This window comes from Corynebacterium sp. S7 (assembly GCF_054401105.1).
In genome coordinates, this window is sequence record NZ_CM136760.1 from 35770 (window position 1) to 56491 (window position 20722).

23 protein-coding genes and 1 pseudogene are annotated in these 20722 nt (G+C 58.1%); 9 read left to right on the forward strand and 15 right to left on the reverse strand.

Going from position 1 to position 20722, the window contains the following annotated elements:
- The first annotated feature begins 65 nt into the window (after window positions 1–65).
- The 3 genes from ACXZ66_RS00180 to ACXZ66_RS00190 all read left to right on the forward strand — a co-directional run bounded on the left by ACXZ66_RS00180 (window position 66) and on the right by ACXZ66_RS00190 (window position 2517).
- Complete coding sequence (locus ACXZ66_RS00180) at window positions 66–1013, forward strand: aldo/keto reductase (protein ID WP_458749629.1); 948 nt, start codon at window positions 66–68, stop codon at window positions 1011–1013.
- Window positions 1014–1080: 67 nt separating this feature from the next.
- The gene (locus tag ACXZ66_RS00185) at window positions 1081–1755 is read left to right on the forward strand and encodes a lytic transglycosylase domain-containing protein (RefSeq protein WP_458749630.1); all 675 of its coding nucleotides are present in this window, start codon (window positions 1081–1083) and stop codon (window positions 1753–1755) included.
- 90 nt (window positions 1756–1845) lie between these two features.
- On the forward strand, window positions 1846–2517 hold the full coding sequence (locus ACXZ66_RS00190; RefSeq protein ID WP_458749632.1) for an SDR family NAD(P)-dependent oxidoreductase: 672 nt from the start codon (window positions 1846–1848) through the stop codon (window positions 2515–2517).
- A 34-nt stretch (window positions 2518–2551) separates the two neighbouring features.
- On the opposite strand, the gene ACXZ66_RS00195 is transcribed toward ACXZ66_RS00190, so the two are convergent.
- The 13 genes and pseudogenes from ACXZ66_RS00195 to ACXZ66_RS00255 all read right to left on the reverse strand — a co-directional run bounded on the left by ACXZ66_RS00195 (window position 2552) and on the right by ACXZ66_RS00255 (window position 12884).
- A complete protein-coding gene (locus tag ACXZ66_RS00195; protein ID WP_458749633.1) occupies window positions 2552–3154 on the reverse strand; it encodes an NADPH-dependent F420 reductase in 603 nt (200 codons plus the stop codon).
- A gap of 24 nt (window positions 3155–3178) precedes the next feature.
- Window positions 3179–3946 carry an SDR family NAD(P)-dependent oxidoreductase gene (locus tag ACXZ66_RS00200; RefSeq protein WP_458749635.1) on the reverse strand — a complete coding sequence of 256 codons (768 nt, stop codon included), beginning with the start codon at window positions 3944–3946 and terminating at the stop codon, window positions 3179–3181.
- 41 nt (window positions 3947–3987) lie between these two features.
- Window positions 3988–4986, reverse strand: coding sequence for a quinone oxidoreductase family protein (locus ACXZ66_RS00205; RefSeq protein WP_458749636.1), 999 nt, complete (start codon window positions 4984–4986; stop codon window positions 3988–3990).
- A gap of 294 nt (window positions 4987–5280) precedes the next feature.
- Window positions 5281–5907, reverse strand: coding sequence for a DNA-3-methyladenine glycosylase I (locus ACXZ66_RS00210; RefSeq protein ID WP_458749637.1), 627 nt, complete (start codon window positions 5905–5907; stop codon window positions 5281–5283).
- A gap of 3 nt (window positions 5908–5910) precedes the next feature.
- Window positions 5911–6602: pseudogene (locus tag ACXZ66_RS00215) on the reverse strand (alpha-ketoglutarate-dependent dioxygenase AlkB family protein).
- A complete protein-coding gene (locus ACXZ66_RS00220; protein ID WP_458749638.1) occupies window positions 6599–7186 on the reverse strand; it encodes a methylated-DNA--[protein]-cysteine S-methyltransferase in 588 nt (195 codons plus the stop codon). Before ACXZ66_RS00220 ends, ACXZ66_RS00215 begins: the two are co-directional and overlap by 4 nt.
- Window positions 7179–7643, reverse strand: coding sequence for an RNA polymerase sigma factor (locus tag ACXZ66_RS00225; protein WP_458749639.1), 465 nt, complete (start codon window positions 7641–7643; stop codon window positions 7179–7181). The genes ACXZ66_RS00220 and ACXZ66_RS00225 overlap by 8 nt, the downstream gene beginning before the upstream one ends.
- Window positions 7644–7648: 5 nt before the next feature.
- Entirely contained in the window at window positions 7649–8164 is a 516-nt protein-coding gene (locus tag ACXZ66_RS00230; RefSeq protein WP_458749640.1) for a methylated-DNA--[protein]-cysteine S-methyltransferase, read from the reverse strand.
- Window positions 8165–8232: 68 nt separating this feature from the next.
- Window positions 8233–8946, reverse strand: coding sequence for a dihydrofolate reductase family protein (locus ACXZ66_RS00235; protein ID WP_458749641.1), 714 nt, complete (start codon window positions 8944–8946; stop codon window positions 8233–8235).
- A 21-nt stretch (window positions 8947–8967) separates the two neighbouring features.
- Complete coding sequence (locus tag ACXZ66_RS00240; protein ID WP_458749643.1) at window positions 8968–9753, reverse strand: SDR family NAD(P)-dependent oxidoreductase; 786 nt, start codon at window positions 9751–9753, stop codon at window positions 8968–8970.
- An 84-nt stretch (window positions 9754–9837) separates the two neighbouring features.
- Entirely contained in the window at window positions 9838–10398 is a 561-nt protein-coding gene (locus ACXZ66_RS00245; protein ID WP_458749644.1) for a DUF3267 domain-containing protein, read from the reverse strand.
- 158 nt (window positions 10399–10556) lie between these two features.
- Window positions 10557–11225, reverse strand: a complete 669-nt coding sequence (locus ACXZ66_RS00250; RefSeq protein ID WP_458749645.1) for a maleylpyruvate isomerase family mycothiol-dependent enzyme — start codon at window positions 11223–11225, stop codon at window positions 10557–10559.
- Window positions 11226–11363: 138 nt separating this feature from the next.
- Window positions 11364–12884 carry a CitMHS family transporter gene (locus ACXZ66_RS00255; RefSeq protein ID WP_458749647.1) on the reverse strand — a complete coding sequence of 507 codons (1521 nt, stop codon included), beginning with the start codon at window positions 12882–12884 and terminating at the stop codon, window positions 11364–11366.
- A gap of 253 nt (window positions 12885–13137) precedes the next feature.
- On the opposite strand from ACXZ66_RS00255, the gene ACXZ66_RS00260 reads away from it, so the two are divergent.
- Window positions 13138–14796, forward strand: a complete 1659-nt coding sequence (locus ACXZ66_RS00260; RefSeq protein WP_458749649.1) for a sensor histidine kinase — start codon at window positions 13138–13140, stop codon at window positions 14794–14796.
- Window positions 14797–14805: 9 nt separating this feature from the next.
- On the forward strand, window positions 14806–15462 hold the full coding sequence (locus ACXZ66_RS00265) for a response regulator (RefSeq protein ID WP_458749650.1): 657 nt from the start codon (window positions 14806–14808) through the stop codon (window positions 15460–15462).
- On the opposite strand, the gene ACXZ66_RS00270 is transcribed toward ACXZ66_RS00265, so the two are convergent.
- Entirely contained in the window at window positions 15459–15992 is a 534-nt protein-coding gene (locus tag ACXZ66_RS00270) for a MarR family winged helix-turn-helix transcriptional regulator (RefSeq protein WP_458749651.1), read from the reverse strand. The genes ACXZ66_RS00265 and ACXZ66_RS00270 overlap by 4 nt on opposite strands.
- A gap of 146 nt (window positions 15993–16138) precedes the next feature.
- On the opposite strand from ACXZ66_RS00270, the gene ACXZ66_RS00275 reads away from it, so the two are divergent.
- The 4 genes from ACXZ66_RS00275 (at window position 16139) to ACXZ66_RS00290 (ending at window position 20246) form a co-directional block, all read left to right on the forward strand.
- Window positions 16139–17077, forward strand: a complete 939-nt coding sequence (locus ACXZ66_RS00275) for an NADP-dependent oxidoreductase (RefSeq protein ID WP_458749652.1) — start codon at window positions 16139–16141, stop codon at window positions 17075–17077.
- Window positions 17078–17383: 306 nt separating this feature from the next.
- Complete coding sequence (locus ACXZ66_RS00280) at window positions 17384–18811, forward strand: FAD-binding oxidoreductase (RefSeq protein WP_458749653.1); 1428 nt, start codon at window positions 17384–17386, stop codon at window positions 18809–18811.
- A gap of 21 nt (window positions 18812–18832) precedes the next feature.
- Window positions 18833–19444 carry a hypothetical protein gene (locus ACXZ66_RS00285; protein ID WP_458749654.1) on the forward strand — a complete coding sequence of 204 codons (612 nt, stop codon included), beginning with the start codon at window positions 18833–18835 and terminating at the stop codon, window positions 19442–19444.
- Between the two features lie 10 nt (window positions 19445–19454).
- Entirely contained in the window at window positions 19455–20246 is a 792-nt protein-coding gene (locus ACXZ66_RS00290; RefSeq protein WP_458749656.1) for an SDR family oxidoreductase, read from the forward strand.
- 3 nt (window positions 20247–20249) lie between these two features.
- Here ACXZ66_RS00290 and ACXZ66_RS00295 read toward each other — a convergent pair whose 3' ends face one another.
- Window positions 20250–20720 carry a MarR family winged helix-turn-helix transcriptional regulator gene (locus ACXZ66_RS00295; protein WP_458749657.1) on the reverse strand — a complete coding sequence of 157 codons (471 nt, stop codon included), beginning with the start codon at window positions 20718–20720 and terminating at the stop codon, window positions 20250–20252.
- Window positions 20721–20722: the final 2 nt, after the last annotated feature.

Sequence of the window (20722 nt, forward strand, 5' to 3'; positions counted from 1 at the left end):
GAACCGCCTTCCACATTGCGTGGGAGGCGGTTTCTTTGTTCTTTCTCTGGATTACACTGGCCGCCATGAAAACCGTCCCCCTTGGAACCACCGGCACCCAGGTGCCCAACATCGTCGCAGGAATGATGCGCATCGCAGATAAGACCGACGACGAAATCCGCGAGCTCTACCAAGTAGCCCGGGAGTCCGGCATCACCTTCTTCGACCACGCCGACCTGTACGGGTTCAATCATCCAGGTGGAAGGCACTGGTGTGAGCGCAGATTCGCCGAAGCCCTGCACTTGAGCTCCAGCGAACGCGAGCAGATCACTCTACAGACCAAGACCGGCATCGTGCTAGATCCCTGGAGTTACGACCACTCATATGAGCACATCATCGCTTCCGTCGACGTGTCCCTGCAGGCCTTGAACACCGATTACATCGACGTGTTGTTGCTGCACCGCCCCGATGCCCTCGTTGAACCCGAAGAGGTCGCCCGCGCCTTCGACGAGCTAGAGTCCGCCGGCAAGGTCCGCGCATTCGGCGTGTCCAATCACACCCCGCGCCAAATCGACCTGCTGAAAACAGCAGTCACACAGCCGATCGTGGCCAACCAAGTGCAGCTATCCATCACGCACTCCACGTTGATTGCGCAGGGTCTCGCCTCGAATATTGCGGGTGTCGACGATTCCATCACCCGCGACGGTGGCGGACTCATCGACTACTGCCGGATCAACAAGATTACCGTGCAGGCCTGGTCGCCGTTCCAGGCGGGCGACCACACAGGCGTGTTTTTCGATTCTCCCGAATATCCCGAGCTCAACGCCGAGCTGAACCGCCTGGCAGAAAAGTACGATGTCACTCCGATGGCGATTGCCGTTGCCTGGATTACGCGGCACCCAGCAGGAATTCAGGTTGTTTTGGGAACTACAACCCCACACCGCGTCGTTGATTCAGTGGCAGGCTCGGACATCCCGCTGACCCGTGGCGAGTGGTACGGGTTGGTGAAGGCCGCAGGTCACCACCTGCCTTGAAGCCGCGAAAGGAAAGCTCATTTCAGCCAAACGCACAACATTAGCCGCGATACTTACAACCAGCCTCGTGCTTGCTAGTTGCTCCTCCAAGGAGCCTGACTACGTCAAGCAGGGCTACCCAACAGCACCTGAGCAAAGCCAGGCAGAACCGGCCGCCGACACCAATGCACAAACGCCGATTGCGCAGCTCGCTGATCCTGAGTGGTTGGCCGAGACCTCGTCGACAAGCGGAATCCCCGAGCGCGCCCTTGCAGCGTACGCGGGCGCGGCCTTGCGCATCGCCGATGAGCAGCCGAAATGCGGGATCGGCTGGAATACGCTCGCCGGTATCGGCCAGGTGGAATCGATTCATGGTTCTTTCGGCGGAGCAAGTATCGACGAGCGCGGGCAGGTCAGCCCCGCGATTATTGGTGTGCCCCTCGACGGGAGTGAGGGCGTTGCGGAAATTGCCGATACCGACGGTGGCGTGCTCGACGGCGATAAGGAATACGACCGCGCTGTGGGCCCCATGCAATTCATCCCGAGTACGTGGCAGCTCGAGGGGCGCGACGGCAACCTCGACGGGGTGACGGACCCGCAAAATATCGACGACGCGGTACTCACCGCGGCTTCCTACCTCTGCGGCGAGGAGCGCGATGTAACTTCCGACAATGGGTGGAATGCCGCTGTGACCACCTATAACCAGTCGCGAACTTACGCGATCAATGTCGCTGAGTACGCCGGCCAGGTGCTCGTGGTTTAGCGATCTCACTGTGCCGATACGCGAGTATCCTGGTTGAATCCGGCGAGCACAGTAGTGCCTGCGGGAACGAACTTGAAAGGAAGCTCACTCATGCCAGAACTTGATTCGAACCGTTTGCTTGTCATCGGTGCCGGCCCCGGTCTCGGAGCGTCTATAGCCAAGCGCTTCGCTCGAGAGGGTTTCGCCGTCACTCTCGCGGCACGCACACCGAAGAACCTGGATCCTATTGTTGCCGAGCTCACCGATATGGGCGCAGACGGTGACACTCTGCAAGTTGATGCCGCCAACATCTCGGGCTTCGAGGCCGAGCTGCAACGCTATGCGCAACACCGCGCACCAGGAGTGGTGGTGTACAACGTAGCAAAATTCGTGCCCAACCGGATCCTAGAAACTCCGCTGGCAGAGCAGGCAGCTGCTTACAACACGGACGTCCTCGGTGCCATCGCCGCAGCTCAAGTGCTCTCGCCGGCAATGGTTGAGGCGGGGCGCGGCACCTTCATCATCACCGGTGGCGGTTTCGGGCACCATCCGAGCCCCGAGTATGCAACCCTGTCCATTGGTAAGGCTGGCGTGCTTGCGACGTCGGCCATTTTGCACGCCGAGCTTGCTCCGCACAACGTGCACGCCACGAGTGTGACCGTGCACGGTGCGATTGCGCCAGGCACCGCGTTCGACCCAGACACCATCGCCGAGACCTACTGGCAGTTGCACACCCAGCCAGCAGAAGAATGGACTGCGGAGACTCTCTTTTCTGGGGAGTAGTGGTTTAGTGGCGCTACCTCGGCGGATCGCTCGATTACTTCCCCATTGCTCGACGCAATCCAGCCTCGTTGGTATTCACCAAGCAGCCCGGATTGCCCCACTCGAAGATCCGACCCGATTCAAGATCACCCGTGGTTACAGGTGCGCAGCCAGCGTCGCGCACTAGCTTTTCGACGAGTGCTACCGCCTCTTTATCGTCACCAGCGACGGGGACACCAAGCGGCTGGGCATCATTGCGACTCGACACCACGTTCCACGCGTTAATTGAACTAAAAGCGCGCACCACACGAGCCTCTGGCAGGTAGCGCTGGGTGGTCACTCCCATACCGTCGCGCCGAGAAGTTTCTGAGAGATCGTCGTAGTCGGAAGGGTTGGGGTTTGTTGCATCGATGATCACCTTGCCAGTGATGTACGGATTGAGTGTGCGTGCCACGCTTGGCAGCGCGCGGTACGGGGTGGACAACAAAAGCACATCGGCCTGCTCAGCTGCTTCCTCGACGGTGGCCACGCGGATTCCCGCGAGTGGGCGCAGACGGGCAGGGTGTCTGGAGGAGAAGATCACCTCGTGGCCGCCCTCCGAAAGAGCGCGTCCGACCGAACTGCCTAGGGAACCTGCACCGATGACTCCGATAATCATAAGTGTGTCTCCTTCAAGGGTGGATTACATGAAGGCGCCATTATCGACGGTGAGCACGCGGCCAGTTATACCGCGGCTCATGTCGCTGGCTAGGAAGAGAATGGCATTCGCTTGGTCCTCAGGCTGGGTCGATGCCACCTCAGTATTTGTATAGATGTCAGAGTACTTCAGCATCTTGTCACCACCGGCGAGTTCGCCAGCGGCCCAAGCCTGGGACATTGGAGTATCGGTGATACCAGGTGCAACTGCATTACAGCGGATGTCGGTGCCAGAGAAACGGATGGCGATATTTTTCGTCATCGTGTTCACTGCACCTTTAGTTGAGGTGTAGGCAACACCGCAGATGGGTAGCTCGCCATTGACGGATGACACGTTTACAATAGTGCCTTTGCCACGCGGTATGAAGTGCTGGACTGCCTCGCGACAGTAGCGGAACACACCCGCAAAGTTGATCTGATTGACCATTTCAAAGTGGTCATCGGTGGTCTCCTCAATGGAAAACATGTCGCCGTAGCCTGCGTTGTTTACCATGATGTCCACCTGGCCGAATTTCTCGATCGCCTTGGCAAAGACCTCTTTCGGGGCCTTTGGATCGGCGGAGTCCGCGACCACACCAATAGCCTTACCGCCAGCAGCCGTGATGGCTTCAACGACGGCATCCAGGTCCTCTTGGTGGCGGGCGGTGAGGACGACGTTTGCACCCTCGCGGGCGAATAGTTCTGCCGTAGCCTTACCGATTCCTTTGCTTGCACCGGTGATGACTGCGGTTTGGCCTTCAACTAGTTTTTCCATCTTCTTGCTCCTGCTGATTGTTTTGTGCTGATTGTTTTGTCTTATGCGAAAGTGATAACGATTTTGCCCACGGCCTCATTGGATCGCAGACGCTCGGTAGCCTGGTCGAGGTCGTTGATAGCGAATGTCGAATCGATGATGGGAGCTATTTTCCCTTCAGCTACGGCTGGCATTACCTCTCCATTTAGCGCTTCGAGGATGGGGACGGTTTCCCAATCGCGGGAGAAACCGAAGGACACGCCGTGAATTGTGAGGTGGCGGAAAGATAGTGCGTCCAGATCGATGGTCGAAGCGGGACCTGCCACGCGCCCGATGTTGACTACATGTCCGTCGATGGCCGTTGCCGGGAGACAAGCAGCGAAGGTGTTGCCAGCGACGTGGTCGAGGACGAGCTCGACGCCTTTATCATCGGTGATATCAAGTACGGCCTGGGTGAGGTCATTGTTTTCGTCGGTGACAATGACCGTGTCAGCGCCGAGCTTGGTCAGCAGCTCTTTCTTCTCTACGCTGCGGGTTGTTGCGATGATCTGCGAAGCACCGAGAGTCTTCAGGATCTGCAAGCCAATCATGCCGATACTCGTCGACCCACCAGTGGACAATACGGTTTGACCTTTCTTGAACCCGCCAATACGCAGAGCGCCGAACTCAGTGAGCAGCGCAGTTGGCAGCGCACAGGCAACCTCGGGCGCGAGGTTTTCCGGACGCATGAGTACGAAACGGTGATCCGCCACTAGGTATTCAGCCCATGCAGATGGGAAGGTGCCCATCACTGGGTCGCCAACTTTCCAATTGCCAGCGTTCTCGCCGACGGCTGCGATTTCGCCCGCGTACTCGTAACCTGCGATGTATTCTTGGCCGCTACCACCGTTGGTGGGGTCAGCGCTTTCCAGCGAAGGGAGATCGGCATTGTTGGTTGCCGAGGCGAAGTTCTTGATCAAGACCTCACCTGGGCCCGGCTGAGGCACTTCTACCTCCGCGATTTCAAAGTCAGGGCCACGTCCGCCGATGATGGCGCGCATTGTGTCAGTCGTGTTAGTCATGGCATTCTCCTATCCACTCCAATTGGCTCCGATACGTCTACGTCGGATGCCCTTTATGATCCCGATCGTAGGATTCGATCACCATGACATGCAGCGGAAGAAATTATCCTAGGATATTTCTATCCCTCCCAAGGAATGTGTTACTGAACAGGGAAATTGGACTTTGAAACAAATCGGAGTAAACCAGAACTGGTCAGGGGCATTAGCTCAGTTGGTGGCTTGCTTCCATCCCGGTTGCTCGAAAATGGATGCGATGGGTTTTCCAGCAACCGGCACACCGCCGTCACTGGGGTCTCAGGCAGGCCAGATTCCCGAGGATCCGCGCCGGTGTGAGTCAATCAAGTGGGTATCCACGAGGCCGATGGCCTCCATCAGCGCATACATTGTTGTCGGCCCGACGAATGAAAAGCCTTCCTTCCGCAGTGCTTTAGACAATGCGAGGGATTCAGGCGACTTCGTGGGAATCTCTGCGATTGTCCGCGGAACTGGAGTTTCGTCAGGTTGAAAGGACCAAACGAATTCGGCCAAGCCGCCATGATCGCGCAAGCGAAGAGTGGCGTTGGCATTGTTAATCGTCGCTAAGATCTTGGCTCGATTGCGCACAATGCCTGCATTGTCCATGAGGCTGGCGAACTCGACATCGCCGTAGCGGGCGACTTTTTCAGGGTCGAAATCATCGAAGGCGCTACGGAATGCGGGGCGCTTGCGCAGAATCGTCGCCCAGGACAGACCTGCCTGGAATGCCTCGAGGCTGATCCTTTCGAACACACCTTGCTCGTCGCGGACAGGCATGCCCCATTCTTCGTCGTAGTATTCGCGCATCATGGGATCCGTGCTGGCCCACTGTGGGCGGGCTAAACCGTCCTCGCCGACGACGATTCCGTTGTCTGGTTGGTTGTCCTGGCTCGGTGTACTTTCCACTACTTACCCCTCCAGTCCTGTGACGCGCATGGTGATGTTGTGATCCGTCCGGAATCTAGCCCGCAGCCCTCGGGAGAAGTTCCTGGGTAGATCTTTGGAACGCCATGGTACGCCAGACGGGAAGGTCCGCCGAAGACGAACAAATCGCCCGATGCGAGATCAATATCTTGGTACGGCTTGGTGCGGGTCTCCGTATTGCCGAATCTGAACTTGCAGGTGTCTCCGATGGAAAGCGACACTACTGGTGCGAGCGACCGTTCGTCTTTGTCCTGGTGCATCCCCATGCGGGCTGCGTCATCGTAGTAATTCACTAGGGCGGTGTCCGGTGTGTAATCGTCGCCGGAGTGCGGGTCGCCGGTGGCAGCGACGAGCGCTTTGCGTCCGAGGCGCACCATCCAATCCGGGAAATCCAGCACTCGGTTGCCGTTGACGTCCACGGCTTCGCGTGTGTACTCGTAGGGGCGCCAATGCCAACCGAGGCAGACGGTGCGCACGCTCATTTCGTGCCCCCGGACTTTTGCCGAGCGAATCGGGACTGGGCCAGCAGTCCATTCATGGAAACGTCGGACGATCCAGATTTGTTGTTCGAGCGTGAGCCACCGGGGTACGTAACTCGCTCCCTCTGGGAGTTCGGGTACTGGGGGATCCGTTAGATCGTCGAATAGTGTGTCCAAAGATTGCTCCTGTCTGCTCATGCTGCATTCTCTAGGTTCAACAGAGTGGTTTTCGCCTCCAACCCGCCGATATAGCCACCAAGACTGCCGTCGCTGCGCAGCACGCGGTGGCAAGGAACTACAACGGGAAGTGGGTTCGTGGCACAGGCGGTACCCACGGCACGAGACGCTTTCGGGTTGCCGACGTGCTCGGCGACTTCTTTGTACGATTCCGTGTGGCCGTATTCGATGTGAGGCAGGTAGCGTTGCACGCTTTGACGAAATCCGCTGGACATCGAAAAATCTAGGGGGACGTCGAAGGTGAGCCGTGTGCCTGAGAAGTATTCATCGATCTCTTTGGCGACTGTATCTAAACGACTTGGTGCTTTAAGAATGCGGGGACTGATCTTTGATGCCAATGAGTCAAGCACCGCACTGAAATCTTCTTTCTCATACGCGACTCGAACAAGGCCTGCGTCGGTAGCTGCTAGTAGTAGCGGCCCGACCGGGGTATCAATTGTTCGGTATGCCACGTCGACGAGCCCACGCTCCTGCGCCTCCACGGCGAGCCGAGCTTTCAATTCGGTCAACGTGGCAGAGTCAATGGGGAACTGGGTGCTATCCATCGTAGGACTTCCTTAATTTCTTCATGCCGTCGGCTGTAGCGCGGCGCACGGCATCTGCGCTGCCTCCGATGAGTTCTGCTGTTTCTGCGTGGGGCAGTCCGCCGAGGTAGTGGTATGCGATGGCCAGCCGCTGCCGCTCGGGCAGCGCTGCTACTTCTGACCACACATCGTTGTCTCCCGGAGCTCGATCCGTGGAAGCCTGCTCCGGAAGCTTGTCGGTGGGGACCGCGTGGCGAGCGCGCGCTCGCGTGATATCGATTGCTTTACGACGAGCAACACGTACCAACCATGCCTCCGTATTCGTTTCCTCTGGCAATTCCGGCCACGCTTTTAGAGCTGAGAGAAAGGTCTCCGACCAGGCGTCATCAGCATCCGCGCCGGGGCCTAAAACGGCACGGCAAACGCGCAGCACGGTTGCCCCGTGTTGTTCCACAGCGTGATCGAATGGCAGTTTCATAAGCCCTAGAAAAGTCTCCCACTGTCTGCCGCAGTTGGTTCCTCTAATTCCAAAAGGTATCTTTTCCGTTCCAATCCTCCCGCGTAACCGGTCAACGATCCATCGACACCGAGCACTCGATGACAGGGGATGACGATGCTGACGGGATTGTGGCCGACGGCCTGGCCCACACGCTGAGCAAGCCTTTTATTGCCTAAGCGCTCGGCGAGCTGGCCATAAGAAGTAGTTTCACCGTATGGGATCTCACGCAGGAGTGTCCAGACTTTTTGCGAGAATTCATCGCCGCGGGTCTGTACAGGAACATGAAACTTTTGGCGTTCTCGGTCAAGGAACTCTTGTAGTTGATTCTCAACAGTGGACAAAGTCTCATCTGATCCAACGTCTACTCGCTGGCCAACATCAGAATCCTTCGGGGGGTACCGATGTTCGGGGAAGTAAAGCCCGACAAGGTTTTCGTCCTCCGCGACCACAGTCAGCCGGCCAAGCGGGGACTCCACCTGTGTATGTCTTACAAATGTCATGTTTCTCACCTCTCGTCCTTCATTATGCAGACGTTTGGGCGAGGCGAAACGTGAGATGAGACCGGAAACTATTTCGGCACGTAGCGCAACCACACCACGCCGTGGCCTAAGTTCTCCACGGAAGTTAGCTCAAAGGCCCTATCTTCGACCTGCGAGTAGGGCTCCCGTGCAGTGAAGAACCTGGCCGCGTTCGGGTCACCGTTGGCGATGGGCGAAAGGACCACGCTGACTTCGTCGACAAGCCTTTGCTGCATAAACGACCAATTGATCGTGCCACCGCCGCCGACCATGAGCCTTTTAATGCCCATGGCACTCAGCTTTTCCAGCATGAGCTGGTAATCAATCTCGCTCTCACCTGCGATGATGTAGGAAATACCGAGACGGCGCAGGAAGTCCTTATAGGCGTTGCTGGCGGTATTGGTAAGGACTTCGAGCACGTGGGAATCCACGCCGCCGTAGCCGAAGGAATTGAACTCCCAGGCCAGCTCGCCACGCGGATCGACCGAGACGTAATACATGGGCGCGTCGGGGTGCGCGAGGAAATCACCGGTGGGGACCGCGGGGGCGTCGGAGCGCAGCGAAGGAGTGCCGTAATGGGTGATGTTGTCCTCGGTGGAAATCTTGCCGTTGAGGTAGGCATCTATATTGAATTGCTGCGTTGCCGGGCGCAGCGCAATGTCCTGGTAGAGTTCGCTGCCGGCTTCGAATTCGGGCAGGTCCATGGACAAAATGTTGCCGTCAATGGAAGTGTGGGTGTGGATAATTGTGTATGGGCGTGTCATTTACATAGCTCCTTAGGCGACTTAAGCCACGTATCCGCCATCGACTGGCAGCGCCACACCGGTGACATAACTTGCGGCATCGCTGCACAGCCACAGCACGGCCTCCGCAATTTCCTCAGATTTGCCGTAGCGCCCCATCGGGGTAATGGCCAGCGTCGCATCGGTGTCCAACTCGCCAGACGAGGTCATTCGATCAACCATCGGAGTCTCAATCGTGCCTGGGCACACGACATTGACGCGGATTCCGCGCGCGGCATACTCCACGGCCACGCTCTTGGAGTAACCAATCACGCCGTGCTTAGAGGCGTGATATGCAGCACGCCCAGGCCCACCACGCAGACCACCCAGCGAGGAGCAATTCACAATCGTGCCCGCGCCTTGTTCACGCATGAAGCGCAGCTCGTGCTTCGTCGATGCCCAGACACCCCGCAAATTGATGTCCACCACTTGGTCGTAAGCTTCGCCGGTTTCCTCGGCCGCATCGACCGGGGTATTCATGATTCCGGCATTGTTGAACGCCATGTCGATGCGCCCAAATTCGCGCACGGTAGCCTCGACGGCCGCAGCAACCTGCGCCTCGTCCGTCACATCGGCCTCAAGAGCAACGGCGCTGTAGCCCTGCGCGCGCAGCTCGTCGGCGACAGCTTGCACAGCGCTTTTTTGCTTATCGACGAGCGCCACCGCCGCACCCGCCCCCGCGAAAGCGCGGGCCGTGGCCAGACCCATTCCGGATCCGGCACCCGTTACCAACGCGACTTTGCCCGAAAAGTTGTAGGTGACTTGCTTGTTTACCGAAGTATTTGCCATGGTGAACTCCCTGTTCTAGTTCTTGGTTCTTCATTCCAAGTCAACTAGGTTGCCTAACAAAGAGGGAGCCCTCAGTAGGGCCACTTAGGCGGGGAGATACACCTCGAGCTCGTTACCGTTGTCCCGCATCAGTGCGCTTTTCGGTTGCTTCAACGCGGTGGAAGCCTCGATGTAGTCGCCGGAAGAACCCGCGAAATTCAGGGCTAGCAGAATATAGAAGGTCATCCGGAAGTCCTCTGGCACGAAAAGGAGTGCCATGAGAAGAACAATGCCCCAGAGTACTACGGGAGCAAGCGCAACCACGGCGAGATCTTTTCGGGATAAGAAACCTGCGTTGGAGGTACGGAGGAATGGGAAGGAAAAGCTATAGCTGGAGGGAGTTTTGGTGAGCCACTTCGCGACGATTCCGTGTGTCGCTTCGTGGAGCGCGAGGTAGATAAGGACCGCAATAATGGTCACGACAACAACTAAGGCGGTGTTCCAGCCCGAGTTGATCGGTAAGTCGAAGAGCAAGGCAATAGCGAAAGCCACTAGTGCGATGGCAATGAAACCGCCTTGAATTTTAGTCTTATCGTCTTTTTGAATATTGATGGAGCTATCGAGCACGTAGTTGGCGGGAAGTTGGCGAATTGCGGAGCTGCTCATGATGCATCCTTTCCAGCTCCAACTTTACGCACGTCAAAGCCACTTTCAGGGGCAAGGTGACGCAATACTCTGCGGTTGAGCGGGGAGCGGTCCGAAAAAGTGCAGCTCGCAAGAAAAACCTCTTATTTTGCCTCGTCTGTTTGAATTCGTAGGGCCGCTTAGGCCCCGATCCGGCGCTCCAACAGAACCACACCATCGCCCTCAAGCTGGTCGAGATACTGCGGGCGACCCGCCATTGTCATCACCAGTGGCAGAAGTTCGCCCTGCACGGTGGGCCCGGTGCCGGCGCGGAAATCGTCGTCAAGCGCTTTAATGCTTAAGTCTTTGACCAGGCTATAGCTGTTCACGGCGAAATCCTTGACCGTGAAATAGCGTGCGACCTCGCGCAATGCAACCTTGTTCGGCACCAGATTGACGCCCAGTGGCTGGGCAATGTCCTGGCCGTGCACGACGACCTCGCCGAGCCAGGCCCCGTAGTCCTTCGTGGGGGCAATGGTATTGGGCACTAAACGACGAAAGGTGTGCACGGTTTCTGCAGGTGTGTCACCGAGGTAGCGCGCGAGCTGGCGATTGTTGTGCTTGGCTGGGTCGAATCTCGAACGGACCATGCTGGTCATCCACCTGATGGTTCCCGTGTTTGCTGCAGCAGAGAGGTGGGCTACGACTTCTTCGGTAGTCCAGTCCTGGCAGAGAGACTGCGCGCGCAGTTGTTCGTCCGAGAGATCCTCGGCCATCCCGGCCACGCGGGAGCGCTCGGTGTGGATCAGCGACCAATATTGTGCGGCGCTTCGGCCCACGCGGCGCGGATTTGGTGTCGTTTTAGGCATGATGCCTCACTTCAAATTGACAGTTTCTGCAAAACTCACCTTGGATAGATCGCGAGTTTGCCCCAATCGTACGGCAACAATGGAAAAGGCACCGTCGAGAGAGACGGTGCCCTAATCGGTGCCATAATAGGTGCGGTTTTAAGCAGCCAGCGGAATCACGCCGACGAAGATGCCCACGGCAAGCATGACCAAGGACACGATGGTTGCGCGCCACAGAACCTTCTTGTGGTGATCACCCAGGCTGACCTTGGCCAGGGAAACCAGCAGCAAAATCGCTGGGACCAGCGGGGACTGCAGGTGCACCGGCTGACCAATGATGGAAGCGCGGGCCATTTCTACCGGCTCGATGCCGAAGTGGGAGGCGCTTTCTGCTAGCACGGGGAGGATGCCGAAGTAGAAGGCATCGTTGGACATAAAGAAGGTCATGGGGATGGAAAGCAGACCGGTAATAGGGGCAAGGTAGGCGCCCAAGGAATCCGGAATTACCGTGGTGATCCAGGCGGCCATTGCGTCAACCATGCCGGTGCCGGAGAAGACACCAACCAGCACGCCTGCCGCCAGCACCATGGACACCACGCCCACGATGGACGAGGAGTGAGCCAACATTTCCGAGGCCTGATCCTTGACCTTCGGGAAGTTCACTGCCAATGCAACGGCGGTGCCCACCATGAATACGAAGGCCAGCGGGAAGATGTCGGCGATCAAGAGCACCATCACAACGATGGTCAGAATCAGGTTGAACCAGGTCAGCTTGGGGCGCAGGGTTGCTCGGTGTGGGTCGAGCATGCTGTCGGTCAGCCCGTCGTGGGCGTTTTCGTCTTCGTGAATGGTGCCCACGGAAACGTGCTGTTCAACCTTGGTTTCGCGCTCGTCGATAAGCACTCCGCCACCGCCGGACGGTGTCGTGCCTGTATCCGTGCCCGAAGGCCGCGGCGAACCCGTGCCACCGGTGCCGCCGATGCGGGAATCGTCGATCGCGCCGCCGAGGCGCTTGCGCTCGGAGAGGCCGAGGAACCAGGCGAAGATGAAGACAACAGCAATGCCAACGGCCAGCGAAGGCAGCATCGGAACGAAGATTTCCGAAGGTTCGACGCCAAGAGCTGCGGCCGCGCGCACTGTTGGTCCGCCCCACGGGACGATGTTCATGGTGCCGTTAATCAGGCCGGCGACCACGGTGAGTACGACTGGGCTCATGCCAAGGCGTAGGTAGATCGGCAGCATGGCCGAGGTGGTGATGATAAATGTGGTGGACCCGTCACCGTCGAGGGAGACAACACCGGCAAGAATTGCGGTGGCAATGACCACCTTTGCGGGATCGTTGCCGAGCGTGCGGGTGATCAGGCGAATCAGCGGATCGAAGAGTCCGACGTCGATCATTATGCCGAAGAACATGATCGCGAACATTAAGAGGGCAGCAGTAGGTGCCATCGATTTGATGGCATCGATGACCATGTCACCGATACCGAGGCCGGCGCCCGCGATGAGTCCGAATACCGTTGGGACGAGGATCAATGCGACCATTGGGGTGGCGCGCCCCAGCATGATTAACGCCATAAAGGTCAATACCATGACGAAGCCCAGCACGACGAGGATCCCGTCGGACAGGGTATGGCTGGGCGCATATTCAGCGGCCAGCATAAAAGCGGATTCGGATAACATCCGGACTCCTTCTCTGAAACGAACGTGAGCGGTTTAGTGCAATCTGTTGTGCGATAAATCTCAGTGCCCTAGAAGACAGCGCTCAGTCTAAAGTGGTACCGGTCACGTTCAAAGGGTTCAGTGCGTTAGATCGTGAAGTGTGCATTTTCATCGTTTAGCGCGTTTAGCTCACGCGGTTTTGTCAGGCGATTTATACGTGCTGAAATGGAGTTTTCCATTCGCCCATCAGAGATATTTCAGAGGTTCGATGCAAATGCGCTTTACCACTCGGGTCTTAGTGTTGCAGCTGCTTACGGTGGTCGCCGTCGTTGCCACAAGTACGGCAGTGTTCATCCTGTTGAGTATTTCGCAGCTTCGCGACGAGGCCGAGAACACAGCACTGATGATCGCACGCACAGTTGCCGCAGAACCCGAGGTGCGCACTTCGGTGGCCGAAGATTCCCACACAAACGCGCATCCAACCAAGGAGGAACTTGCCCAGTCGCCGCTCCAGCACTTCGCCACCGCGACCACCGAATCCACCGGCGCGCTTTTCGTGGTGATCACCGATGACACCGGAATTCGCCTCACCCACCCCGATCCGGAGCGACTCGATCAGCAGGTTTCCACAAGTTTCACCGCGGCTATGGAGGGCAGGGAAGTCATCGTCTGGGAACGCGGCACGCTAGGGGAGTCCGCGCGAGCCAAGGTGCCCATCTTCGCCCCAGATTCCCAGGAGCCGGTGGGCCAAGTCGCCGTTGGTTTCGAGCGTGCCGGGGTACTCAAGGAACTGCCCAGCATTCTCATCTACATTGGTGCGGCCGCGTTGTTGGCCCTGGCCATTGGGTTTGCCGCCGCGCTGCTATTGCGCAAGCGCTGGGAGCAACTGACCTTGGGTCTGCAGCCAGAAGAGCTGGTCGTACTGGTACAAAACCAAGCTGCTGTGCTGGATGGGGTTGGCGACGGCGTGGTTGCCTTGGACACCGACGGTGTGATTCGGTTGAGCAATGGTGTGGCGAACCAGATATTTGAAATGCGCAACGCTGTGGGGAAAACGCTTGCCGATCTGCAGCTTTCCCCAGATGTTGTAGAAGATCTCGAGGCCGGCGGTGCCCGCGACGGGGTCGTTTCTCACGGCCGAGTCCTGTATTTGGAGTCGCGCTCCGTCGATCGCGGTGGTCAGTCGTTGGGCTCGGTCATCGTGATCCGTGATCGCACCGACATGGTCGCACTGAGCGAACGCCTCGATTCGGTCCGCGCGATGACCTCGGCTCTGCGCGTGCAGCGCCACGAGTTCGCAAACCGCATGCACGTTGCCGCGGGCCTCCTTGAGGCGGGCCGTACCGAGGAAGCCAATGATTTCGTCCGCACCATGCGCGACCGGGGGCCCGTGGAGTATCCGCTGGTAGGTGCCGATTTCATCACCGAAGCTTTCCTGCAGTCCTACCTCGGCGCGAAGTCGCTGGAGGCCGCCGAGCGCGGGGTCTCCCTGCAGATCCGCGAGACCACCCTCGTGTTGGGCACAGTCGTCGAGGTCGAGGACGTGGCCACGGTGCTAGGAAATATCGTCGACAACGCGATCACGGCGGCATCGCGTGGCGATGAGCCGCGGTTAGTCGAGGTCACGCTTCTCGACGACGCCCGCGACCTGGTCATCATCGTGGCCGATTCGGGGCCGGGTATCGAATCTGGGGTAGACGTATTTGCTCATGGCACTTTTGCTCACAGTCCTGAAGTATCGCCTGACCAAATACACGGCCGTGGCATTGGCCTGACCATTTCTCGCGACCTAGCCAAGCGACGTGGCGGAGACGTCTGGGTAATTGAATCCGGTGGCGCCGATTCAGGGCGAGGCGCAGTTTTCGGCGCGAGGTTGCCAGGAGTCGTGGAGCCGGGGGAGTATGTGAACTACCGAGAAGTGGACGAGAAGTAGAGGAGTGACATGGCAGATCGCAGCTGGTCAGTGTTGATCGTCGATGATGATTTTCGTGTCGCCGGAATCCACGCCGATATCGTCGAGGCCGCTCCGGGCTTCAGCGTGAACGATTCCGTGCGCACGATCGCAGAGGCGCGCGAGGCGATCCGATCGAATCGCCCTGAGCTCATGCTTGTCGACGTTTATTTGCCCGACGGAGATGGAATCGAGCTAGTCCACAGCTCGGGCATCGATGCCTTCGTTCTCAGTGCTGCCGACGAGGCCACCACCGTGCGCCATGCCTTCCGCGCCGGTGCCCTGGGTTATTTGGTCAAGCCCTTCCCGCGCCAACAGCTGCTTGATCGCCTTGACCGTTACGCCCGTTATCGCCACGTTCTTCAAGGCAAGCGTGGCCTGCGCCAGGAAAAGATTGACCAGGCTCTTTCGATCTTGCATGGTGTCGCGCCAACTGCCCCGGTATCTAGTTCCTCCACGGAGCAATTGCTTCTCGAGGCCTTGGGAACTGATGAACTTTCCGCCGCTGCAGTCGCCGAAGTTGCTGGAGTCTCGCGCGCTACCGCGCAGCGCCGACTTGCTGCAATGGCAAGCCAGGGCGTGGTGCGAGTTCGCTTGCGCTACGGAGCAACGGGCAGGCCTGAGCACCTATATTCCAAGTTGGCTTAGGACTCTGCGCCTGTCTTATTAAGATAGTTAGCCACCGGTTCGCTCGGGTTGATTTCTTTGATGATGCGTCGCCCAATTTCACTCAACGTGCGTATCTGAGTCTTCGTTAGAGGATCGATGACTATGCGACGCACCTCTTCGGCGTGCCCGGGGGCAGTAGCTACTACTTTGTCCCAGCCCGCTTCTGTGAGTGTTGCGATGGTGTAGCGTCCGTCTTCTGGATCGGGGACGCGATCAATCCAGCCTCGTTTTTCCAACCGGGCTACTACCTGGGACAGGCGTGGAAGCGCGGAATCGACGAGGGTGGCTAATTCACTCATCCGCAGCTGGCGCTGGGGGCTTTCGGACAAAGTAGACATCACTCGGTAATCGAAATGGGTGATGTCGGCGTCGCGTTTTAACTGCGTGTCTAATGCGCTGGGTACTAGCAGCATCATGCTGGCTAATGCATTCCACGCTTCACGCTCTTCCGCGTTGAGCCAGCGGGGCTCTTTCTGGGGCTCTTTTTTGGGTTCCTTTTCCGATTCCATAGCCCCTATTCTAACCTATTTGACTTCACGGTTGAATTAAAACTTGCAGAAAATACTTGCATCTTGAAGTCAAGGGGGATATATTTAACTTCAAGCTTGAAGTGAAAACAAGTGGGAAGAACAACTTAGGAAAAAGGAAAGACACAATGCCTGCAGTACAATTCACCGAATATGGTTCCACCGACAACCTTGTTATCAATGACACCCCTGAGCTGGGCGAACCAGGCGAGGGTCAAGTCCTTGTCCAGGTTGCAGCCACCAGCATTAACCCAATCGATAACGCGATCATCGCGGGCTACCTCGCCGAGATGCTGCCTCTCGAGTTGCCTGCCACCGTTGGTGGCGATTTCTCGGGAACCGTAGTGAAGGTAGGGGCCGGTGTTGATCACCTCTCCGAGGGTGACAAAGTTATCGGCCAGGCAGGCCTCCTCCTTGGAGGCGCAGGATCCTTCGCCGATCAGATTCTCGCGCCGGCTGCTTTGACCGCACTCGCACCAACCGAGCTGAACATTAATGAAGCAGCGGCACTGCCCCTCGTCGGCGCCAGCGCAATTCAGGGCCTGCGTACCCTGAATATTGGCGAGGGCTCGACAGTAGTGGTGCTCGGCGCAGGTGGCGGAATTGGTAGCGTCGCTGTTCAGGTGGCCAAGGCAAAGGGTGCACGCGTAATCGCTAGCGCAGGAGCTGACGATGTCGACTACGTGAAGAGCCTCGGTGCTGATGAGGTGCACATTTACCAAGAGACTTCTTGGGCTGACTCGTTGCCAGAGGTTGATGGAGTCTTTGACACCGCTTCGGCCGGTGTCGATCCGGCACCGTTCTACAAGGCACTAAAGAAGGGCGGTCGCATGGTGTCTATGGGTGGCACCCAGCACGACGAGGAAGCTGCCGCAACTGTAGGCGTTGAGGTTTCCGCTCAGATGACCCAGCCTTCCACTGACATCGTGAACGAGCTGGTGGACCTGGTAAATGCAGGCAGAATTACTCAGCGCATTACCAACACGTTCCCGCTTTCCCAGACGAAAGAAGCATTTGCTGCGAATGCAGCGTCAAAGGGCAAGACCTTGGTAGTTGTAGGCGCATAAAGCGCGATTAAGTAATCAGGCCACGGAGTCATCCTCCGTGGCCTGTTTTGCATTTTCACCTGGCACGCGGACCTAGACCTCACGCGGACCTCATGCAGACCTCAGGCGGACCTAACGCCTGGCGAAATATAAAACCGCAGGTCAGTGAAAAGTAATATCTTGCAAAGTGCACCTTTCTGGTCGACCATTTTTCACCCAGGGCTAGACAGATCACACAATTCTGTTTACTATGAGGCCCATCACAAATTAGTACGTATACGGACTAATAATCGTGTGGTAATTCCGAAACTCCAGAAAGGCCTCGCAATGCCTGAAGCGAACACCGCCAATAACGCAAGCAACGCAAGCAACCTAGACACCACCCAACTCATTAACGCTGGCATCACCGTCCGCACCGAAGGACAGCCAGAATACGACGATGCTCGTCACCTCTGGAACGGCATGATCGATCGCCATCCGGCGTTGATTATTCAACCGAAGAACACCCAAGAAGTCTCCGAGGCTGTGAAGTGGGCGCGCGCGAATAACCAACCCCTCGCGGTAAAGGGCGGCGGGCACAGCGCTCCGGGCCACTCTATGTGCGACGACGGCGTCGTGATCGACCTGGTTAACATGCAAGAAGTCACCGTCGATCCAGACAAGAAGGAAGCCTGGGGCCAGGGCGGCGCGCTGCTCGGCGACCTAGACAAGGCCACCGCACCGCACAGCCTCGTCGTTCCCGCTGGTGCGATTTCCCACACCGGCATGGGCGGGCTCGTGCTCGGTGGCGGTTTCGGCCACATTATGCGCAAGTTCGGCCTGTCCATCGACAGCCTCCTGTCCTGCGAGATCGTGCTGGCAGACGGCACCATCAAGACCGTCGACGAAAACAATGACCCCGACCTGTTCTGGGCGCTGCGTGGCGGCAGTGGCAACTTCGGTATCGTGACCGAATTCCACTTCAAGTGTCATGATTTCCACCCCGATGTCTACCTGGCAGCGCTGGTCTTCGATCTCGATGACGCACGCGAGGTAGCCAAGCTGTGGCGCGAAGAGATGGCCCAGGCTCCAGAAGACTTCGCTTGGCTGACTTTCTTCCGCGGCTGCCCCGACCCAAGCCAGCCAGGCTTCGAATGGATCCCTGAAGACCTGCGCGGCAAGCCTATTTTGCTCACCCCGATGATCTGGGCTGGCGAACACGAAGAAGGCCGCGCCTATATCGAGGCCTTGCGCAAGCGCATTCCAGAGCCAGTCGCCGCCACCGACGGAGTTCTTCCTTACGTAGTGGTCCAGCAGCAGTTCGACGAAGTCTTCGAGCACGGCCCGCGCCACTACGCCAAGGCCGGCTTCCTGGAGGAATTCCCTGACGAAGCCATCGACGATGTCATCGAGGCGACCCGCAACATCCCTCACGTACGCTGCCAGATCGAGATCCTCACCCTCGGAGGAGCGGTCGCGCGTGTTGACAATGACGCCACCGCCTTCAACCACCGCCACGCAAAGCACCCGGTGAATATTCTTGGTCTGTGGGACGATAAGGAAGACGATGAAAAGAACATCGCCTGGGTCCGCGATATCTACGCCAAGCTCGAGCCACACATGAGCGGCGGCGCCTACATTAACTACTTCGGCGGCGACGAAGAGGGTGGCACCGAGGCAGCGTACGGCGGTACCTGGGACCGCCTCGTCGAGCTCAAAGAGCGCTACGATCCAGAAAACGTCTTCCGTTACAACGCCAACATCAAGCGCAAGTAAGCAAGTAAGAGAGAAATCAGCATGACTATCTTTCAAGTCCACATGGTTCCCGCAGGTGTCGACGAGCAGTTGGCTACCGTGGAGAACCCCCAGCACCGCCACATCTTGAAGAACTACCGCCGCCACGGCCTCCTCGAGGTCGCCGGTCGCTGGGAGGAAATCCTCATCCCGGAGATGACCATCGAGTCTCCCCAGTACCGCCTCCAAGATCACGGCCAGACCCTCGTGCTTGACGGCATGGCTGACGTGGCAAAGTTCTACGGCACCACCGCGGCCAACGGCGACAACGTGTTCGGCCCAATCGAGGAGCACGTGGCCGTCTCTGACCACGGAATCTTCTCCGAGGGCGTGTTCGCGTGGGTCGTTCCAGGCACCCATGACCTGCTTGCCGAGGACAACGTGGATCCCTCCAAGACCTACCAAATCACCCAGAACATGGCCATGGTGTGGCCTTACCAGGGCGGTCGCCTCTACGGCGAGCACGTCTACGAGGACCTCACCAGCCGCAAGGTTGAGGAGGTCCCGGCCTCCGCGATCACTACGCCGGAGCAGTCCCGCGCGCAGACCGCGCCGTTGATCGATCAGACTCCTCTCGAGGAGATCATCGCCGGCCTCAAGCTCTTTGAAAGCTAGGGTGACAGCAATGGCAATCGAGTCATTTCAGGGCAAGGTAGCAGTGGTCACTGGTGGCACGTCGGGTATTGGTAAGGCGCTTGCAGCCTCGCTTATCGACGAGGGCGCTACCGTCGTGATCACCGGCAGGAATCCCGAGACGCTCAATTCTGTGGCAACCGAAATCGGCGCGCACGGCATCCAAACCGATGTCACCGATGCGCAAAGCGTGCAATCGTTGGCTGACCAGGTAATTGCCGAGCACGGCCGGGTGGATATTCTGGTCAACAATGCAGGCGTTGGTCCGCTCGCACCGTTCAAAGAGCTCACGCTGGAGGATTTCAAGTGGGTCATGGATACCAACTTCTGGGGAGTCGTCCACGGCTTGAAGTCCTTCCTGCCTCACCTCGAATCCAACGCTGAGGGCGGGCACGTGGTCAACACCTTGTCGGTGGCCGCGCTGATGCACGCGCCGGGAACCAGTGCTTATGGCGCGTCGAAGGCGGCATCGCTCGCACTCGGCGAGGTTGTTGCGAAGGAATACGCTGACAAAAATATAAAAGTGTTGAACGTGGTCCCGGCCCTCGTCGATACGCAAATCAACGAAAACGCTACCTCACGGCCGAGTCACGGCCCGGAATCGTCGAAAATGGAGGATTTCTTGCCACCGCTTCCGGTGAAGAATCCCCGCGACGTCGCGGCTCTGGTGATCACGGGGCTGCGCGAGGGCGCCGAGTACGTGTTCACGCACCCGCAGACCCGCGGGCCGATTGAGGCGCGGGCGAAGAAAATCAGTGAGGCCTTCGACCGCATCCCTGAGTAGGGTCTACTCAAGTCCGACCGATTGACGCAGCAACGCGACTAGTTCGCGTTGCTGCTTCGCGTCGAGGTGAGTGGCTAACTGCTCGTTGACCGCCGTGACCTTGGGCAGGGCTTCGCTGAGCTTCTGCTTTCCCTCCGCGGTCAAAGTCAAGATGTAGCGGCGCCTATCGGCATCGCTGCGGTTGCGCTCCAGGATGTTCTGCTGCACCAGCCGGCGACATACGTCAGCAACTGTCGAGGAGTCGATCCAGATGTTCTCGCTGAGAGTGTGCTGGTCAAGGCCGGGATTGCGGTCAAGTTCAATCATGATGGTGAACTGCGCCATGGTCAGCTCGGGGCCGACGCTTGCCCAGGCCGTACTGAGTCGGTTGATGCTGCGCCGAAGCAGATAGCCCAACGAATGCTCGAGGGGCCACTGATTTGTCACCGGTTCTTGGTGGCTCAGTTCGCCTCGCTCGGACCCTGCTTCAGACACTA